The 16,751-nt window shown below is 60.9% G+C and carries 12 protein-coding genes; 5 read left to right on the top strand and 7 right to left on the bottom strand.

The window, feature by feature from the left end:
* Positions 1-13: 13 nt before the first annotated feature.
* Entirely contained in the window at positions 14-1,285 is a 1,272-nt protein-coding gene (ccmI, locus tag N6L25_RS06115) for a c-type cytochrome biogenesis protein CcmI (protein WP_271978871.1), read from the top strand.
* A 53-nt stretch (positions 1,286-1,338) separates the two neighbouring features.
* On the opposite strand, the gene N6L25_RS06110 is transcribed toward ccmI, so the two are convergent.
* From N6L25_RS06110 to N6L25_RS06085, 6 genes are read right to left on the bottom strand one after another with little or no spacing between them, the layout of a single operon-like run.
* A complete protein-coding gene (locus tag N6L25_RS06110; RefSeq protein ID WP_271978870.1) occupies positions 1,339-3,051 on the bottom strand; it encodes a BatD family protein in 1,713 nt (570 codons plus the stop codon).
* Positions 3,045-4,868: a VWA domain-containing protein gene (locus N6L25_RS06105; protein WP_271978869.1), complete on the bottom strand. Its 1,824-nt coding sequence runs from the start codon at positions 4,866-4,868 to the stop codon at positions 3,045-3,047. Before N6L25_RS06105 ends, N6L25_RS06110 begins: the two co-directional genes overlap by 7 nt.
* Entirely contained in the window at positions 4,861-5,853 is a 993-nt protein-coding gene (locus tag N6L25_RS06100; protein ID WP_271978868.1) for a vWA domain-containing protein, read from the bottom strand. The genes N6L25_RS06105 and N6L25_RS06100 overlap by 8 nt, the downstream gene beginning before the upstream one ends.
* Positions 5,847-6,314: a DUF4381 domain-containing protein gene (locus N6L25_RS06095; protein ID WP_271978867.1), complete on the bottom strand. Its 468-nt coding sequence runs from the start codon at positions 6,312-6,314 to the stop codon at positions 5,847-5,849. The genes N6L25_RS06100 and N6L25_RS06095 overlap by 7 nt, the downstream gene beginning before the upstream one ends.
* Before the next feature lie 10 nt (positions 6,315-6,324).
* Complete coding sequence (locus tag N6L25_RS06090) at positions 6,325-7,278, bottom strand: DUF58 domain-containing protein (RefSeq protein WP_271978866.1); 954 nt, start codon at positions 7,276-7,278, stop codon at positions 6,325-6,327.
* A 7-nt stretch (positions 7,279-7,285) separates the two neighbouring features.
* Positions 7,286-8,248, bottom strand: a complete 963-nt coding sequence (locus tag N6L25_RS06085) for an AAA family ATPase (RefSeq protein WP_271978865.1) — start codon at positions 8,246-8,248, stop codon at positions 7,286-7,288.
* Positions 8,249-8,471: 223 nt separating this feature from the next.
* Here N6L25_RS06085 and N6L25_RS06080 point away from each other — a divergent pair, with 223 nt between their 5' ends.
* The 4 genes from N6L25_RS06080 (at position 8,472) to N6L25_RS06065 (ending at position 16,070) form a co-directional block, all read left to right on the top strand.
* Entirely contained in the window at positions 8,472-13,355 is a 4,884-nt protein-coding gene (locus tag N6L25_RS06080) for an NAD-glutamate dehydrogenase (protein WP_271978864.1), read from the top strand.
* Positions 13,356-13,491: 136 nt separating this feature from the next.
* Complete coding sequence (locus N6L25_RS06075) at positions 13,492-13,662, top strand: hypothetical protein (RefSeq protein ID WP_271978863.1); 171 nt, start codon at positions 13,492-13,494, stop codon at positions 13,660-13,662.
* 152 nt (positions 13,663-13,814) lie between these two features.
* Complete coding sequence (locus N6L25_RS06070; protein WP_271978862.1) at positions 13,815-14,855, top strand: class I SAM-dependent methyltransferase; 1,041 nt, start codon at positions 13,815-13,817, stop codon at positions 14,853-14,855.
* A 363-nt stretch (positions 14,856-15,218) separates the two neighbouring features.
* Entirely contained in the window at positions 15,219-16,070 is an 852-nt protein-coding gene (locus N6L25_RS06065; RefSeq protein ID WP_271978861.1) for a UDP-2,3-diacylglucosamine diphosphatase, read from the top strand.
* Between the two features lie 145 nt (positions 16,071-16,215).
* Here the strand turns inward: N6L25_RS06065 and N6L25_RS06060 are convergent, their stop codons facing one another.
* Entirely contained in the window at positions 16,216-16,656 is a 441-nt protein-coding gene (locus N6L25_RS06060) for a hypothetical protein (protein WP_271978860.1), read from the bottom strand.
* Positions 16,657-16,751 lie beyond the last annotated feature (95 nt).

Below are 16,751 nucleotides of genomic sequence, written 5' to 3'. Positions count from 1 at the left end.
TAATGGTCTATCTATGACAACCACTTTCTGGCTGGCCGCGACGGTGCTGATCGTCCTGGCGCTGGCGTTTGTTGCCTACCCCCTGCTGTACCCCCGATCCGCACAACGGCATCAACGGGATCTTCGTCAACAGAACCTGATGGCGTACCGGAGTCGGCTTGAGGAGTTGGACCGGGAGCTGGCTACCGGCAACCTCGATGCGGACAATCATCGTCAGCTGAAAGATGAGCTGGAAGGCAGTCTGCTGGATGACGTGGGCGCGAGCCGATCGGTGCCTCACGTTGGCGGCGGACGACGGGCATCGGCCATGGTCGTTGGCCTGGCAAGCCTGGTGTTGGTGCCCGCTGCCGCGGTGTACCTGTACCAGCAGTGGGGCGCCATGGAGCAGTGGCAGCAGTACCGTTCGATGCTGGCCATGGCCGCCGATCAGGGGGATCGTGTCGCCCAGATGGAGACACTGACGGCCGAGTTGCGGGCGCGTCTTGAGGCGAGCCCCGAAAACCCGGATGGCTGGGCCATGCTGGGACGTTCCTACATGCGTATCGAACGCTACCCCGATGCGGCCTGGGCGTTTGAACAACTGGCCGGGGTGGTTCCGAACGATCAGGCCCGGGCCGTGGCTTGGGGGCTGTCCGCCCAGGCGTTGTTCTTCGAATCCCGTGGCGAACTCGATGGCAAGGTTACTCGGGCCATCGACAAGGCCCGGACCCTCAATCCCGATGAAGTGAACGCGTTGGGGCTGTTGGGCATCCATGCCTTCAGTAGCCAGCGTTTTCAGGACGCCATTGGTTACTGGGAGCGGATTGTTGAGGTTGCGCCGGAGCACCCGCAGCGCCCGGCCATTGAGGAAGGCATTGCCCAGGCCTACCAGAACCTGGGGCTGACCAACCCGGCCGATAGCCGCCAGCAGACCAGCGATGCCGCAACGGCCGGGGTGTCGGTGCGGATTGAGCTGGATGAGGCGTTGCTGGGCGAGGTGCCGCCAGAGGCGACGCTGTTTGTGTTCGCCCGTGCCCCGGGAGCGGAAGGCGCGCCTCCGGTCGCGGTGGCCCGTCGGCGTGCCGCCGATCTGCCGCTGGAGCTTTATCTGGATGACAGCTTCGCCATGAACCCGGCGCTGGGGATCTCAGCGAGCGCCGAGGTGATGGTAACGGCGCGGCTGTCGTCGTCGGGGAATGCGCTGCCCCAGCCCGGGGACTGGCAGGGGCAGGCGTCGAATCCCATCGCCGTGACAGCGGAGGCGCAGGGCCCGGTCACCATTACCATCGATCGGCAATTGCCCTAAATAAACTGCAATTACGCTGGAGCCCCCTGGGCTTCAGCCATGATCCGTCGCTATCAGACCCGACTCGTCAGACTGGCGGGGTAGAGCGGGGCCAGATCCGAATCCGTCGGAGTCCTGGGCACGGTCTTTCTTAGCCGATTCAGCGACGCCACCAGCGGCTCCCCATCCCATGCTTCGCCGTCGTTCGGGCGGCGGCCAAAACTGTGCCGCTGGAGCCGGCCCAGCTGCGCGGCCAGTTGTTCGTCCTGAAGGTACGCCAGCAACTGGGACAGCGTTCGAAAATCCCCCTCGCGGTGGAAGCGGTTATACCAGTTCAACAGCAGTTCCGGAGTATTGTTCAGCCCCTGTCGGGCGGCCGCGCATAGGATCTGAAACAGAGCCTGCTCTTGAGGCGCTTTGGTATCCTCGCGCTGTGCAGGACGATTCGGGACACGGTTTTGCAACCACCAGGCCAGTGCGGTGCCGGTCCAGCCGAGGGCCAGGACAAGACTGATCCAGCGCCACAGCGATGGGCTGGCTTCAGCCGGTGTGGCCGATGGCGCCGAGGCCGTTGCCGAGGGCAGCGCAGGCGTGGCCGGCTCGACCACAGCGCCGCCCGCACCTGTGATGGTCACGGTGCGGGCGGGAAGCACCGCCACTTTCTCGCTGTCGCTGGTGGTGTCCCACCAGGGAATTCGGATTTCCGGCAGTTCCACCACACCGGGCGTCACACCAACCAGCGCCGTGGTTTGGGTGAGGCTACCGATCAGACTGCTGGCACCGGTGTCGGTGGTCCGCTCGGCCGGTTCCGGGTAGCTTCGAATACCGTCCGGTGAGGCGGTGGGCAAGGGCGGCAGCGCCTCGGCGGTGAGCCCCTGGGCTTTGAGCAGCAGCGTACGGGAGAGGTTTTGTCCGGGTTCGATGGTCAGCTCGCCGGCCAGTCCGGTTTCGGTAAGAGTGAGGCTGCTTGCGGGCAACCAGACGTCACCGGTAAATCCGGTCGGCGGTGTTTTTACGGGAATCTCAAACAGCTCGGCACTGTCCCTCAGGTACTTCAGGCGGCCCACCGCATCCCGGCTTTGACCTTCGAATTGCAGTGGCGGCAGCGACAGGCTGCCAGGCTGCTGCGGGAAGATGGCATAGCGCCGTTCCACCACCCGGTATTGCTGGTTGTCGCGAAAGCGTTTGTACTCGCGCTGGGTACCCAGGGTTTCGATCAGGGCGGTGGGGTGCTTGGGCTCAGACAGCTCGCCGCGAATCAGGTTGCCGGTGAAGAACAGGCGCACAGTGATGACCAGCTGTTCCTGGACATAGAGTTGGTCCTTGTCGGCGGATAGCTCGATGAACGCCGGTTTTGGTTCTGCGGTGGAATGTGGCGCAGTGCCGCTGCGAACGCTGATGTCGATGGGCTCCGAGGTTGCGCCCTTAAAGCTGAGGGCGGGAATCTGCAAGGTCCCGGTGCGGGTCGGGGCGATTTCGAAGGTCCAGGTGACATCGCCATGCATGTCGCCATTGATGGTTTGAATGCTGTAGCTCTGGTTTTGCGACAGCACCTTGAAATCGGGTTCCAGCTTGTCGATGTCGGGCATGGGCAAATCGGGCATGCCCAGATCGAAAATATTGTCGAGACTGAAGGACAGTTTCATGGTGGACTTGATCACCAGCGTCAGCGTCTCACCCTCATGCAGTTCCGTGCGGCTGGGCTCTACCGTCAGATTGGCACCCAGTGCCGGCACGACCGGGAGCATCAGCAGTAGGGCCAATAGTGTTCTGAGACGGCTTACCATGGCGTGTCACTCTCGTCGGATTGGGGGGCTCGGTTCTGGTATTGATGCAGGAACTTGCGTCGCAGCAGGCCGCCGGGGTCGTCCGGCACCCGTCGTAACCATTGTTCCTGGCCCTGGCTAAGTGGCGCGGTGTCGAGTTCGCTGAGCGGTGCGGGCTGGGGGTCGCTTGGGGCGTCGGAGCCTTCATCGGACGCGTTGGGGCTGTCCGCTTCGGCATTCTGCGGTTGTTCGGGTGACGTGTCAGGCTCCTGATCCCCCCGATCGCTTGGAGAATCATCGGCTTCACCCCCACCGGAACCGTCTGGCGGTTGGCTGCCTCTGTCACCCTGGTCACTCGGATCGTCTGGCTCGTCGGACGGTGGGGCCTGATTACGGTCGTTCCCAGAGGGAGGCTGTTCGCCCTCCCCATTCTGTGGGTCTTGTTGGTTCTCGCCGGAGTCCGCTTGCTGATTCTGCTGATCTAACAGCTGTTGCACCAATTCACGGTTGGCTCGGGCGTCCTCGTGGTCAGGCGCTTGCTCCAGCACCGCGTCATAACCGGCCAGGGCAGCCTGCAGATCGCCGGCTCTGGCCAGGGCATTGGCGCGATTGTAGGCGGCGGTGGTGCTGTCCGAGTGGGCAAAGGCGTCAGCCGCGCCTTGGTAGTCTTCGGCCCGGTACAACGCACTGCCCCGCCATTCGGGATCGCTGAACCGTGTGGCCGCCTGGCCGGGGTCTTCCGCAATCAATGCCTCACCACGTTGATCCGGGCGCGCCCACAGGCTTTCCCAGTCTATTGCCAGTGCGGTTCGTGGCAGTGTGGGCAGGGTGACCGTCGCCACCAGCATCAGCACCGCGCCACGGCGCCATCCCAGCAGAAGCAAAGGCAAAACTGCCCAAAGCAGCCAGTAACCGTCGTCCTGCCAACGTTCCACGGTCAGCTCCCGTTCGCTCTGCTGCCAGTCGTCGCGGTCGACAGAACTCAGTTGCAGGGCCTGGATGTCGCGGCCATCCAGACTCAGTGGCTGGCTCAGGCCGCCTGCAGCAGATGCGAGCTGCCGCAAGGCATCGGGATTGGCCCTGGTCACCACGATGTCCCCCTGGTCCCGGATGAAACCCCGTCGCGCCAGCGGGATTGGACCGCCACTTTCGGTGCCCACCACCAAGGTGTGCAGCGGGTAGGGCACGTCCGCAAGCTGGCGCAGAATGTTATCGCGGTAGCGCGGGGCAACATCGTCCGTGATGAGCACCATCCGGCCGGCGCCGGGGGCGCCGTGTTGCAGCAACGACACTGCCTGGGCGATCCCGAGGTCTGCCCGATTGCCGGCAGCAGGCATAACCAGGGGGTCCAGGGCCTCCAGCATGCCTTCAATGGTGCGTTGGTCATCGGTCAATGGGGTGACGACATGGCCCTCGGCGGCATACACCACCAGGGCAGTCAGGCTGGCGCGTCGTACCGCGAGAATGTCGCGAATCTTGCGTTTGGCCTGAGTCAGCCGGTCGGGCTGTACATCGGTGGCGAGCATGGACAGCGACAGGTCGAGTACGATCACCAGGCTGTCATTCTGTTGCTGCAAGGGGGTCGGGGCCTCTCGCCAGGCTGGGCCGGCGAGTGCCAGCGCCAGCACGATCAGCAGCAGTGCGGGCAGCAGCCAGGGTTTGCGCTCTCGGGCTTGTCCATTGCCCGCTCGGCTCAGCAGCGGTGCCAGCAGATGAGCGGGGATGATTCGGTGCCAGCCACTGTCACTGGTAATGCGATAACGCCAAAGCAGCGGCAACAGGGGGATAACCAGTAACAACAGCAGCCACCCTGGGCGCAGAAAATGCAGGTCAGCCATGGCGTATTTCCCGGTTGATGGCGGCCCCGGCCAGGCCCAGCTGCAATATCAGCCAGATCGCGGCGGCGCCCCCGGCCGGCCAGTAGAACAGGTCGGTGACCGGACGGTAGAACCGACCTTCCAGCTCGATCGGCTCCAGCTGATTGATGCTGTCATAGATCAGCTCCAACTCTGGCAGGCTGCGGGCGCGGAAATACCGGCCCCCGGTTTCATCCGCAATGCGGTTGAGCAGGGCCTCGTCCAGATCTCGGGACGGATTGACCTGCCTGCCACGCTGGATCAGGGTGTCGGCGCCAATACCCACCGTGTAGATGCGCACACCCGCGTCCCGGGCGATGTCGGTGGCGGTATCCGGAGACACTTCGCCGGCGGTGTTGGCACCGTCGGTTAACAGGATGACTACGCGCTGTCCTTCCGGCCTTTCCCGCAGCCGCTTGATGGCCAGCCCGATGGCATCGCCGATGGCGGTGGCGCGTCCGGCCATGCCGATACCGGCCTCATCCAGCAGGGTGTTGATGGTCGGATGGTCGAAGGAGAGCGGTGCCTGGATATAGGGCTGGCTGCCGAACAGCAGCAAGCCCAATCGGTCGCCCTGGCGCTTGCTGATGAATTCCCGCAAGACGCGTTTGACGGCCTGCAGCCGGTTGATCGTCCGCCCCTGCACAACCATGTCGCGTTCGTCCATGCTTGGGGAAATGTCCACCGCCAGTAGCAGGTCGCGGCCGGTGACCGGCATTTGGACCTGCTCGGCGACGTGCTGGGGCCGCGCCAGTGCCAGCACCAACAGGCTCCAGGCCGCCAATAGCACTAGCCTTTGCCATTGTGGTAGGGCATTGCCGTGCCGACTCACACCAGGCAATCCGCTAATCCAGTGCCCCACCGGTAACACCGGCGCCTGTACCGGCCGCTGGTGGGCATTACGTAGCATGGTCAGCAGTGGTAACGGTAGCAGTACCAGCAGCCATGGATAGGCCAGGCTCAGCATGTTTGACCCCTCAGCCAAAGGCGGCTAACCGCCAGCGCCTGATCGGCATCGCAGGTCGGAACGGGGCGCCAGCTACTGGCGACCATCTCTTCCACCACCGCGCGCGAGGCGATGCGGTCCCGGGGCAGGGTGTCCAGCAAAAAGTCGACCCAGCCCTGACCGCTCAGCGATTCCGGCGATTGCTCCGGGTAGCGGTGGCGCGCTCCCCGTTTCAGCAACTCATTGAGTCGGGCAAACCAGGCGCTGTCCCGGCACCCTTCCACCGCAAGCCTGTCCAGCTCGGTCTGGACCCGGGCGATCCACTGATTGCGGCGACGTTTCCGAAGCCGCCAGGCCACCAGGGCGGCTGTCACCAGGATCACCAATAGTGCCAGTAGCCACCAGCCTGGGGCCGGCGGCCAGAAGCCTCCCGGGGCCGGCAGATGAATGTCGCGAAGTTGGCTTAGTGGATCTTGTTCCATGGTTTGGTCTTTATCTCAACTGGCCGCGAGGCCCAAGCAGCGTTTTCAGGGATTGCGCCGCATTTTCCGCCGTGGATACGGTCTGGGCATCGACGGCGGAGCGGCGGAAACAGTGCGCCAACCGTTGTTCATGCTGCCCGACCCGGTTCGAGAAAGCGGCCTGGAAACGGGAATCGCCAGCGTCAAACCAGAGGGGGCCGTCGGGACTTGCGACGGCGAACCGCCCGGTGTCTGGCAGCGCCTGTTCCAGCGGGTCGGTAATGCGCAAGGCCGTTACCGTATTGTGCTGGGAGAGGCTTGCCAGCAGGGCTGGGGTCTCGTCGCTGACCGACAGGAAATCGCTGAGCACGAAGACGCGGCCGCCGGTGTGGCTGACCCGCCGGGCTTCCTGGAGCGCGGTATCGAGCCCGATTGCCGCAGGCGCGTCGGTTGAACGAGCGGGCAGGGGATCGTTCGGTTGGTGCTGGAACTGGGCGAGATTATCCAGCAGCCTGAGCACGGTCTTTTTCCTGCGTGCCGGGCGCAGAACGTCGATGCGATTATCATTGAACACTATGCCACCGACCTGATCGCCAGACCAGAGCCCGAGCCAGGCCAGCAAGGCGGCCAATTGGGCGCAGCGAACCTGTTTGTAGGCGCCGACACTGCCGAAATAGAGCGAGTTGCCAAGGTCGCAGATCAGCAGTAGCGGGCGTTCCCGCTCTTCCTCATAGAGTTTGGTGTGGGGCGTCTGCCGTCGGGCGGTCACCCGCCAGTCGATGCTGCGAATGTCGTCGCCGGCCTGGTACGGGCGAACTTCCGCAAAGGCCATGCCCCGTCCCTTGTGGGGGGAATGTTGCAGCCCGGCCTGGCGGCTGTTGGCCGGGCGGGCGCTCGGTAATCGCAGGGTCCTGGCCTCGGCCTGTAGGCGGATCAGGGCGGGCAATGTGATGTGCGTGGCCGGTGAGGTCATGGCTTCGGGCATGGGGGCCTCAAGCGGTGACCGGGACGCGGTCGATCAGTCGTTGAATCACCGTATCCGGTGTCATGCCCTCGGCCTCCGCCTCGAAGGTGAGCAGCAGCCGGTGCCGGAGGACATCGAAGGCAACGTTGCGAATATCGTCCGGGGTCACGTAGTCCCGCCCGGAGAGCCAGGCCAGGGCGCGCGCGCATCGGTCGAGGGCAATGGTGCCCCGCGGGCTGGCGCCGAACGACGTCCAGCGATCAAGCTCAGGGTCCAGGCTGGCGGGATCACGGCTTGCCAGCACCAGGGCCAACAGGTAGTCCTCCACCGCCTCCGACATGAACACGTCGGAAATCGCGCGGCGGGCTTCGAACACCTGCTCGGCGGTCACTCGAATGTCGGCTTTGGGTTGGCCAGTGCGGTAATCGTTTCTCGCCAGGTGAAGGATCGCCCGTTCCGCCTGCGGCGACGGATAGTCGATGACGACGTGCATCAGGAAGCGATCCAGTTGGGCTTCCGGAAGCGGGTAGGTGCCTTCCTGCTCAATCGGGTTTTGGGTCGCCATGACCAGGAATAGCTGATCCAACGGGAAGGTGCGCATGCCGACGCTGACCTGGCGTTCGCCCATGGCCTCCAGCAGCGCCGACTGCACCTTGGCGGGTGCACGGTTGATTTCATCCGCCAACACCAGGTTATGGAAGATGGGGCCCTTCTGGAACTCGAACTGGCCCGTCTCCGGGCGATAGATTTCACTGCCGGTTACGTCGGATGGCAGCAGATCGGGGGTGAACTGAATGCGATGGAAGTCGCCTTCGAGATGATCCGCCAGGGCTTTGATGGCGGTGGTTTTGGCCAGCCCCGGTGCGCCCTCGACCAGCAGATGGCCGTCCGCCAGCAGCGCAATCAGCAGCCGTTCCACCAGCTTTTCCTGGCCAATGATCCTTTTGGCTAGTTGAGCCCTGAGTTCCCCAAATGTGTACTGTAACGACATCGGCCGATTCCGCTCCATAGGTGTAATTTCGGATCTCCAAAACGGTTCCAGTTTTTGGGGCTGGCCGGCAAAAATCAAGGGCTTGACTATGCTTGTGTGACAGTAAACGAGTTTCTGGATGCCTGTCTGTTCCCGTAAGGGCTCGGTTTGCTGGCTCTAAGTGGAACCGAGGGCTGATATGCCTGTGAAAATTACCATTTCATTAACCTGACCGAGGTTGATCATGAACGCGCTGACCGTGGCCAGCAAAGAGCAGTTTTTCGGGCAGTTATCCGAGGCTTTTGCTGAGAAAATTGAAAAATCCGAAGCCAAGCGACTCAATGATTTTGCCGTTCAGTACCTGGCTCACATGCCGCTGGACGAGCTGGTCAGTCGTCGATTCTCCGACACCTACGGTTCGGTGCTGGCGGCCTGGCAGTTCTTCCAGACTCGCAAAACGGATGAATCCCCGGTATCGGTGTTCAATGCGGATCTGGAGAGCGATGGCTGGCAGTCGTCCCACACCGTCATTTTCGTGCTGCACCCTAACATTCCGTTTCTGATCGATTCCATTCGCATTGCCATCAATCAACGGGAAATCGGCACCCACACCATTCACCATGCCGTGCTTCAGGTAGATCGTGATCGCAATGGCAAGCTGAAGAAACTGTATACCAGCCAACGCTCGACCAAAAAGACCGATTACGAAGCCTTCATCATGCTGGAGATTGATCGACACAGTGACCCCGATGACCTGACCAGGTTGGAGGAGGTGCTGCAAACGGTGCTGCACGAGGTACGCATCGCGGTCGAGGATTACCCGCTGGTGACTGACAAGGTGAATGCCATCATTGAAGAACTCGATACCACGTCCGCTAAAATCAACGACGAGGACCGGCAAGAGGCGAGGGAATTTCTCAAGTGGTTGTCGCTGGACCGGTTTACCTTTCTTGGCTATGACGAATACAACTTCGTCAAGGACGGCAAAGGCACCGTGGTGCGCCGGGTGGCGAATTCCGAACTTGGCATCTTGCGGGTTAACAATGAGCGCCCGGCCAAAGTCCGGCTGAGCGAACTGCCCAAACGCACCCGCCAGGAAATGACCCGGACCGAGGACATCTTCATTTTCGCCAAGTCCGCGCAGCGTTCCCGGGTTCACCGCCCAGCTTACCCCGACTACATCGCGATCAAGAAGTTCGACGACAAGGGGGAGGTGGTCGGAGAGCGGCGATTCCTCGGGCTGTATACGTCTCGGGTTTACAACGAGCGCCCGGACGAAATTCCGCTGCTGCGGCGCAAGGTGGAAGCGGTCATGGTGAATTCCGGTTTCCTGCGGGACGATTACGCAGGCAAGGAGCTGGAGCAGATTCTGGTGCTGTACCCGCGGGATGAGCTGTTCCAGATCGACCACCAGGAGCTGCTTAAGACCGCGCTTGATATCCACTACATTCAGGAACGCCGCAAGGTACGGCTGTTCATGCGGGAGGAAGTGTACGCCCAGTTCGTGACCTGTCTGTGCTTCTTTCCCCGGGACATCTACAACACCGAGCTGCGGCTGAGGGTCGAGCGGGAGTTGTGTGAGCGCCTTGATGCCCAGGATATCGAGTTTGTAACTCATTTCTCGGAATCGGTGTTGGCACGGGTCCAGTTCACGATCCGGGTTCCCCAGGTGGAAAACCGCCAGCTACCCACCGCCGAGCTCCAAGAGAGAATCATAGAGTTGGCTCAGTCCTGGCGCGATGGTCTGGACGAAGCGTTGAGCGAAACCTACGGCGAGGAGCGCGGTAACGAAATTTACCACTTGTTCAACTCTGCCTTTCCGTCATCGTACCAGGACATGTTTTCGCCAAGACGCGCGGCCATCGATCTGGACCACATCAGCGATGTGGTTAACACCAAACGGTTGGGCATGAGTTTTTATCGGGCTTTGGAGGAGGCGGAGAGCACCTTCCACTTCAAGCTGTTCCACCCGGATGTGCCGCTGCCGCTGTCCGATGTCATGCCCATTTTTGAAAACCTCGGGTTCCGGGTGATCGGAGAGCACCCTTTTGAGGTGATCGACCGCAACGAGCGTACCGTGTGGATTCACGATTTTTCACTTGAGGCCCGCCGTGGCGTGGTGGTGGATATCCACCGCATCAAGCCGATTTTCGAGGACCTGTTTCGTCGGGTCTGGTATGGCGAAGCCGAGAACGACAGCTTTAATCGCCTGCTGCTGTCCGCCTACATGAATTGGCGGGAGATCGCGCTGTTGCGTACTTACGCCCGCTACATGCGTCAGATCCGAATTTCCAACAGTCAGACCTTTATCTCCAACACCTTGGTCAATCACGTCGAGCTGGCGCGCTTGCTGCTGGACTTTTTTGAGGTCAGATTCAATCCCGACCGCTATCAAAGCGCCACCAAGAGTGGGGCCGGGCAGCAGAAGCTGGAGATTGAATTTACCTCAGCGCTGGAAGGGGTCGAGAACCTCAGCGAAGACCGGGTTCTGCGGCTGTATCTGGAGTTGATGCAGGCAACCCAGCGGACCAACTATTACCAGCTCGATGGCGGCCAACCCAAGGCCTTTATCAGTCTCAAGTTTGATCCTTCCCGAATTCCCGATATGCCACTGCCAATGCCCATGTTCGAGATTTTCGTGTATTCGCCCAGGGTCGAGGGGGTGCACCTGCGGGGCGGGCGAGTGGCGCGGGGCGGATTGCGCTGGTCAGACCGGTTCGAGGACTATCGCACCGAAATTCTGGGTCTGGTAAAAGCGCAGCAGGTCAAGAATTCGGTCATCGTGCCAGTGGGGGCCAAGGGCGGGTTTGTTGCCAAGCAACTGCCTGATCCGTCGGACCGGGACGCCTTTCACAAGGAAGGGGTGGAGGCTTACAAGTGTTTTATCCGGGGTTTGCTCGATGTGACCGACAATCTTGTCGGTGGCGAGATTTGTCCACCGGAGCGTCTCATTCGTCACGATGACGACGACCATTACCTGGTGGTTGCCGCTGATAAGGGCACGGCCACCTTTTCCGATATCGCCAACGGCCTGGCGGCGGAGTACGGCTTCTGGATGGGAGATGCCTTCGCCTCTGGCGGAAGTAACGGCTACGACCACAAGAAAATGGGCATCACCGCCAAGGGCGCCTGGGTCTCGGTGGAACGGCACTTCCGGGAGCTGGGGATCAATCCTGCCACTGACGAATTTACCGCCATTGGTATCGGAGACATGGCTGGGGATGTCTTCGGCAATGGCTTGTTACGGTCGGATAAAACCCGGTTGGTGGCAGCGTTCAATCACATGCACATTTTTGTGGATCCGCAACCGGACCCCGCCAAGAGCTTCGCCGAGCGGGAGCGTCTGTTCAGCATGCCCCGTTCGGCCTGGAGCGATTACAACGCCGAGCTGATATCCAAAGGCGGGGGCGTGTTCAGCCGCAGCGCCAAGTCGATTCCAGTCAGCGCTGAAATGAAAAACCTGCTGGGAATCAAGGTAGACCGGGTGCCTCCCAATATGCTGATCAATCACATTCTCAAGTCCCAGGTGGACTTGTTGTGGTTCGGGGGAATTGGCACCTATATCAAGGCCGCCAGCGAATCTCACGGTGACGTGGGCGACAAGGCCAACGATGGTCTGCGAATTAACGGCTCTGAGCTGCGCTGCCGGGTTGTTGGGGAAGGTGGCAACCTCGGTATGACCCAGCTTGGGCGGATTGAATTCGCCCTGACCGGAGGGCGGCTCAATACCGACTTCATCGACAATGCCGGAGGCGTGGATTGTTCTGACCATGAAGTCAACATGAAGATCCTGCTCAATGGCGTGGTCGCCAGCGGCGATCTCACCGAGAAGCAGCGCAACCAGCTGTTGGAGAGGATGACGAATGACGTCTCCGAGCTGGTGCTGAAGAACAATTATCGTCAGACCCAGGCCCTGAGCATCGCCACGGTGGAAGCGGCGACCCGGCTGGAGGAGTATCGCCGCCTGATGAATTCAATGGAGTTGGCGAACAAGCTTAACCGGGAGCTGGAGTTCCTGCCGGACGATGAAACCCTGAACGAACGAAAGCTCGACAAAAAGGGCCTGACCCGGCCGGAACTGTCGGTGTTGATCTCCTACGTCAAGGGCGACCTGAAACAGACCCTGATCGACAGCGACCTGCCTGACGAGCCGTTGCTGATTCAGGAAATGCACAAGGTCTTCCCCGAAACGCTGGTCCACAAGTTCGCCACCGAACTGGAGGCCCATCAACTCAAGCGTGAAATCGTCGCCACCCAGATCGCCAACGATATGGTGAACCACATGGGAATCACCTTTGTCGAACGACTGGCGCAGTCAACAGGGGCTTCGTCGTCGGCCATTGCGCTGGCCTGGATCATCGCCCGGGACATCTTCCGGCTTGATACCTGGTGGGACAAGATCGAAGCCCTGGACTACCGGGTGCCGGCCCAGCTACAGATGGAGTTGATGAACAGCCTGATGCGCCTGATCCGCCGGGCGGTACGCTGGTTGTTGCGTAACCGCCGCGCCGAGTTGGACATCGAGAGTCACATGGCGCGCTTCCATGACAGCATCGGTCTGATTGCCGCTAATTTCCCGGATTACCTGGGCGAGCAAGCCAGGGCGGATTGGACCCGGAAAAACGAGACCTTGGTGGCCAAGGGCGTGCCGGAGGATTTGGCGTCAGTGATTTCCGGTTGCGACTATCTGTACTCTGCGTTGGGCATCATCGAGGCCAAAGAAGCGACTGGCATGCCGCTGAAGTCGGTGGCGAACCTCTATTACACGCTGGGCGACAAGCTGGAGCTCACCTGGTTTGCCAATGCCATCGCCGCGCTGGTGCCGGCGTCCCACTGGCAGGCCCTGGCCCGAGAAAGTTTTCGTGAGGATCTGGATTGGCAGCAGCGGTCGCTGACCACCGGGGTGCTGAACCTGGCCTGCAAGGTGGAAGGGGCGGAAACCTGTGTGGAGCACTGGATTGCCCAGTACAAGCCGATGGTCCGTCGGTGGCGTGGCATGCTCGCGGAGCTGAAAGGCGTACGAGAACCCGAATATGCCATGTTCTCCGTGGCCCTTCGTGAACTGCTGGATCTTGCCCAAAGCACGATGCACACGTCGGCGGGACTGGAGGGCAGTGCGAGCGGTTAAGCCCGGCAAGTTGCCTGTTGCGGCAACAAATTGGCATACAGAATGTTAATAAATGTCAAAAAATCGTGAAATGCGTCAACATGTGCCCCCGCGTGTCGCTTGTATACTGAGTCCGTGAACTGGAGGAGGTACTACGATGCGCAATGTAATCGATAAGGCTATGAGTGTGTTTGGTCAACGTAAGTCCAAGTCGTCCCGCCAGGGGCAGTCGCAGGCCCAGTCGGCTGGCGTTGCGGTCAAGCCGGCTGATTGGGATATGTCACCGGAAGACGCCTTGCGTGTGGGTACCGTCGCCGGTTACAAATAGGGCGCGCCGGCTTCGGTGGCGCCCTCAAGTCACCGTAGCGTCCTCAGGTTGTCGGCTTTTTGCTTTTGGGCTCCTCCCCCCGCGAGACTCCAGCATACAATCGCGTTACAGTATCCCGCTTTCGATCAACGACCTACGGGATACGGCCTTTCATGTCTTCAATGCTGAACTCTCACGCTGCCTTGCTGAAAAATCGTGAACTCCTGCAAGGGCGACTGGTGCTGGTCGGACTCCAGGATTCGGCGATTCTGGGCCAGCTTCCCGAGGGCGGGCATGTGGTTACCGAACATTACGGCGTTTACCGGTCGCTACCGGCGGCTGGCCCATGGAGCCCTTTGTTCGGCTATTTCGATGACTCCAACCCCTACGGCAACGCCGACACCGTCGTGGTGTTCATGCCCAAGGCCAAGGCCGAGCTCGGACTAAGATTAAGGCTCGCCGGCGCGTTGTTGGCGCCGTCTGGACGCTTGGTTCTGGTGGGCGAGAAGCGTGAAGGTGTTGCTAGCGCGGTCAAACAGCTGCAGAGCCTTGCCGACTCCACTGCCAAGGTCGATAGCGCCCGTCACTGCCAGGTCTGGCTGGCGGAGCGGATGGTGAGCCAGGCCCCGTTGACGGTAGCGGACTGGTTAACCTGGCATTCGGTCGAGGTGGCGGGCGTTTCGGTGGAGGTGGCTGGATTGCCGGGTATTTTCAGCGATGGCCGGCTGGATGAGGGGACTCGCCTGTTGCTGCAGAGTCTGGCTGACGAGCCTGTGGCCGGTCCGGTGCTGGATTTTGCCTGTGGTGCAGGGGTTATCGGCAGCTGGCTACACCAGTGGGCGACTCCCCGGGGGCTCGCGTTCACGGTGGATGGCATCGACGTTCAGGCTCAGGCCGTGGCCTGTGCATGGCAGAGCTATCAGCGCGCTGGCGCCCAGGGGCAGATCGAGCCCGGCGATGGCCTGGCCGGTGCCGGGCGACAGTACGCCACGCTTGTGACCAATCCGCCGTTCCACCGTGGCGTACGCACCGACACCTCCATGACTGAGCGCTTTCTGGCCGAGGCGGCGCGCCACTTGCAATCCGGCGGTGAGTTGCGGCTGGTGGCCAACAGTTTCCTACCCTACGAACGCCTGATTCGGCAATTCGTTGGTCCCTGCCGAATCCTCGCCCAGGACAATCGCTTCACCGTTTACAGCGCCAAGCGGCTCTGAACATGCGGTAAGCGACTCAGAACATTGCGGTAAGCGTGTCAGAACATTGCAGTAAGCGTCTCTGAACATAGCAGTAAGCGTCTTAGAACATTGCAGTAAGCGTCTCTGAACATAGCAGTAAGCGTCTTAGAACATTGCTGTAAGCGTCTCTGAACATGCATCAAGCGTCTCTGAAGGTTACGCCAGGCGTCTGCGAACGTTGTGTTGGGTATTTCTGGTGAAGGTGCCAGGCGTCACTGAGAACTATGCCCGACGTCACTGAGAACTATGCCCGACGTCACTGAACTGTCCTGAGTCTGTCACATCGCCGTCATCCCGCTGCGCGACTTTAGGGGTAGAGATCAAGCAAGCTGGAGGCGGCGGATGGACAGATACCGGAGCGTATTTATCTCGGACGTGCACTTGGGGTCGGCGGATTGTCAGGCCGAATACCTGCTGGACTTTCTGGACAATGTTGAGTGCGAAACCCTCTATCTGGTGGGGGATATTATCGACCTGATCGCCATGCAGCGCCGGGTGCATTTCCCGGATTCCCATCAGGCCATCGTCCGCAAGATTCTCGATATCGCAGCCAGTGGCACACGGGTCATATACGTGCCGGGCAACCATGATGAATTCTTGCGGCACTTTTGTGGTCAGACCTTGTCCGGCATCGAACTGCGGCAGAAAGCCATTCATACCACCGCCGACGGCCGCCGCTTCGTGGTGTGTCACGGCGACCAGTTTGATCAGGTGGTGCGTTGCAGCCCTTTGATGCTATTGGTCGGTGACCGGGCCCACGGACTGCTGTTACGGCTGAACCGCTGGTTTAACGCCTGGCGCCGCTTGCGCAGGAAGCCGTACTGGTCTCTGGCGGCTTGGGTCAAAACTCGCATCGGCAAGGCCCGCTCCTTCATTCGCCGGTTTGAGATGGCCGCGCTGACCGTTGCCGAGCGCGGCAACTACGATGGCTTCATCTGTGGTCACATCCATTCTGCTGGCTTCTTGCGTAGCGCTGAAGGCTTGTACTGCAACGATGGTGATTGGGTCGAACACTGTACCGCACTGGTCGAACGTGCCAATGGGCGACTGGAAATATTGCACTGGTCTGAGGAGCCACGTCTGGTGGAGCGCGAGCCCGATGCGCCGGCGCCCGAGTTTGAGCGTGGTCCCCGCCCGGTGATTGATGCGCTGACGCCGGCGTTTATCGAGCAGGTTAACGCCGAGCCGAAGTGAACCTGGGGGAGGCTTGGAATCGGAGGTCGGAAGGGCCAGAAGCATGGCACCCTTCTGGCCCAATTATGCTTGCCCGGAAACGAAAAAAGCCCCTGGGGTAAGGGGCAAAAATAGGCATGCATCCAGAGAGGAGCACAACCTGAAATCAGTCTTTGCTGGCTTCCTCGGCGTTGCCGGCAAACTGCTGGCCCAGCTCGCGAACCTGGTCGACGGCACGACGAGCCTGTGCTTCTGCGCGGTCGCGGGCTTCGATCAGTTTCGGCTTAACTTCTGCTTCGAAGGTTTTGCCGGCCTTGTCGGTGAAATAAGCCGTCATCATGTTGGCGTTCCACCACAGCTTCTTGCGCAGGTCGTAAGTGGCTACGTCGAGCTGACGGGCCAGGGCGCGCAGAGACGGGTTCTTGCTGCGAATCTGGTCAACCACGTCGGCCAATGAGGTCGGTTCGCTGACATCGGCACCCATCTCATTGAGCACTTTCTTCAGTTCGGCGGTGGCCCAGTCCAATTGCGGGCGCAGCTGCGTTTCCAGGCGCTTGCGAGTGCTTTGTACGGACTCCAGTCCGTTTTTGATGGAATCTTGGATCATCGGAACCCTCGTATCTCGAAAAAAGTAACAGTGCGTTGCCGGGCGCGGTGCGCCGTTCGAATCTTAAGACGCACTCTAGGGTTATTTTCTAGAAT

Source organism: Marinobacter sp. SS21, from assembly GCF_028369065.1.
Classification (GTDB): domain Bacteria; phylum Pseudomonadota; class Gammaproteobacteria; order Pseudomonadales; family Oleiphilaceae; genus Marinobacter.
Note: the sequence above shows the minus strand (reverse complement) of the source record. Positions and strands in the feature narration are given on the sequence as shown.

Coding starts and splice junctions, on each gene's coding strand:
- N6L25_RS06060 (WP_271978860.1), bottom strand. CDS start 16,656: ATGATCCAAGATTCCATCAAAAACGGACTGGAGTCCGTACAAAGCACT.
- N6L25_RS06085 (WP_271978865.1), bottom strand. CDS start 8,248: ATGTCGTTACAGTACACATTTGGGGAACTCAGGGCTCAACTAGCCAAA.
- N6L25_RS06065 (WP_271978861.1), top strand. CDS start 15,219: ATGGACAGATACCGGAGCGTATTTATCTCGGACGTGCACTTGGGGTCG.
- N6L25_RS06095 (WP_271978867.1), bottom strand. CDS start 6,314: ATGGAACAAGATCCACTAAGCCAACTTCGCGACATTCATCTGCCGGCC.
- N6L25_RS06100 (WP_271978868.1), bottom strand. CDS start 5,853: ATGCTGAGCCTGGCCTATCCATGGCTGCTGGTACTGCTACCGTTACCA.
- ccmI (WP_271978871.1), top strand. CDS start 14: ATGACAACCACTTTCTGGCTGGCCGCGACGGTGCTGATCGTCCTGGCG.
- N6L25_RS06075 (WP_271978863.1), top strand. CDS start 13,492: ATGCGCAATGTAATCGATAAGGCTATGAGTGTGTTTGGTCAACGTAAG.
- N6L25_RS06070 (WP_271978862.1), top strand. CDS start 13,815: ATGTCTTCAATGCTGAACTCTCACGCTGCCTTGCTGAAAAATCGTGAA.
- N6L25_RS06090 (WP_271978866.1), bottom strand. CDS start 7,278: ATGCCCGAAGCCATGACCTCACCGGCCACGCACATCACATTGCCCGCC.
- N6L25_RS06110 (WP_271978870.1), bottom strand. CDS start 3,051: ATGGTAAGCCGTCTCAGAACACTATTGGCCCTACTGCTGATGCTCCCG.
- N6L25_RS06080 (WP_271978864.1), top strand. CDS start 8,472: ATGAACGCGCTGACCGTGGCCAGCAAAGAGCAGTTTTTCGGGCAGTTA.
- N6L25_RS06105 (WP_271978869.1), bottom strand. CDS start 4,868: ATGGCTGACCTGCATTTTCTGCGCCCAGGGTGGCTGCTGTTGTTACTG.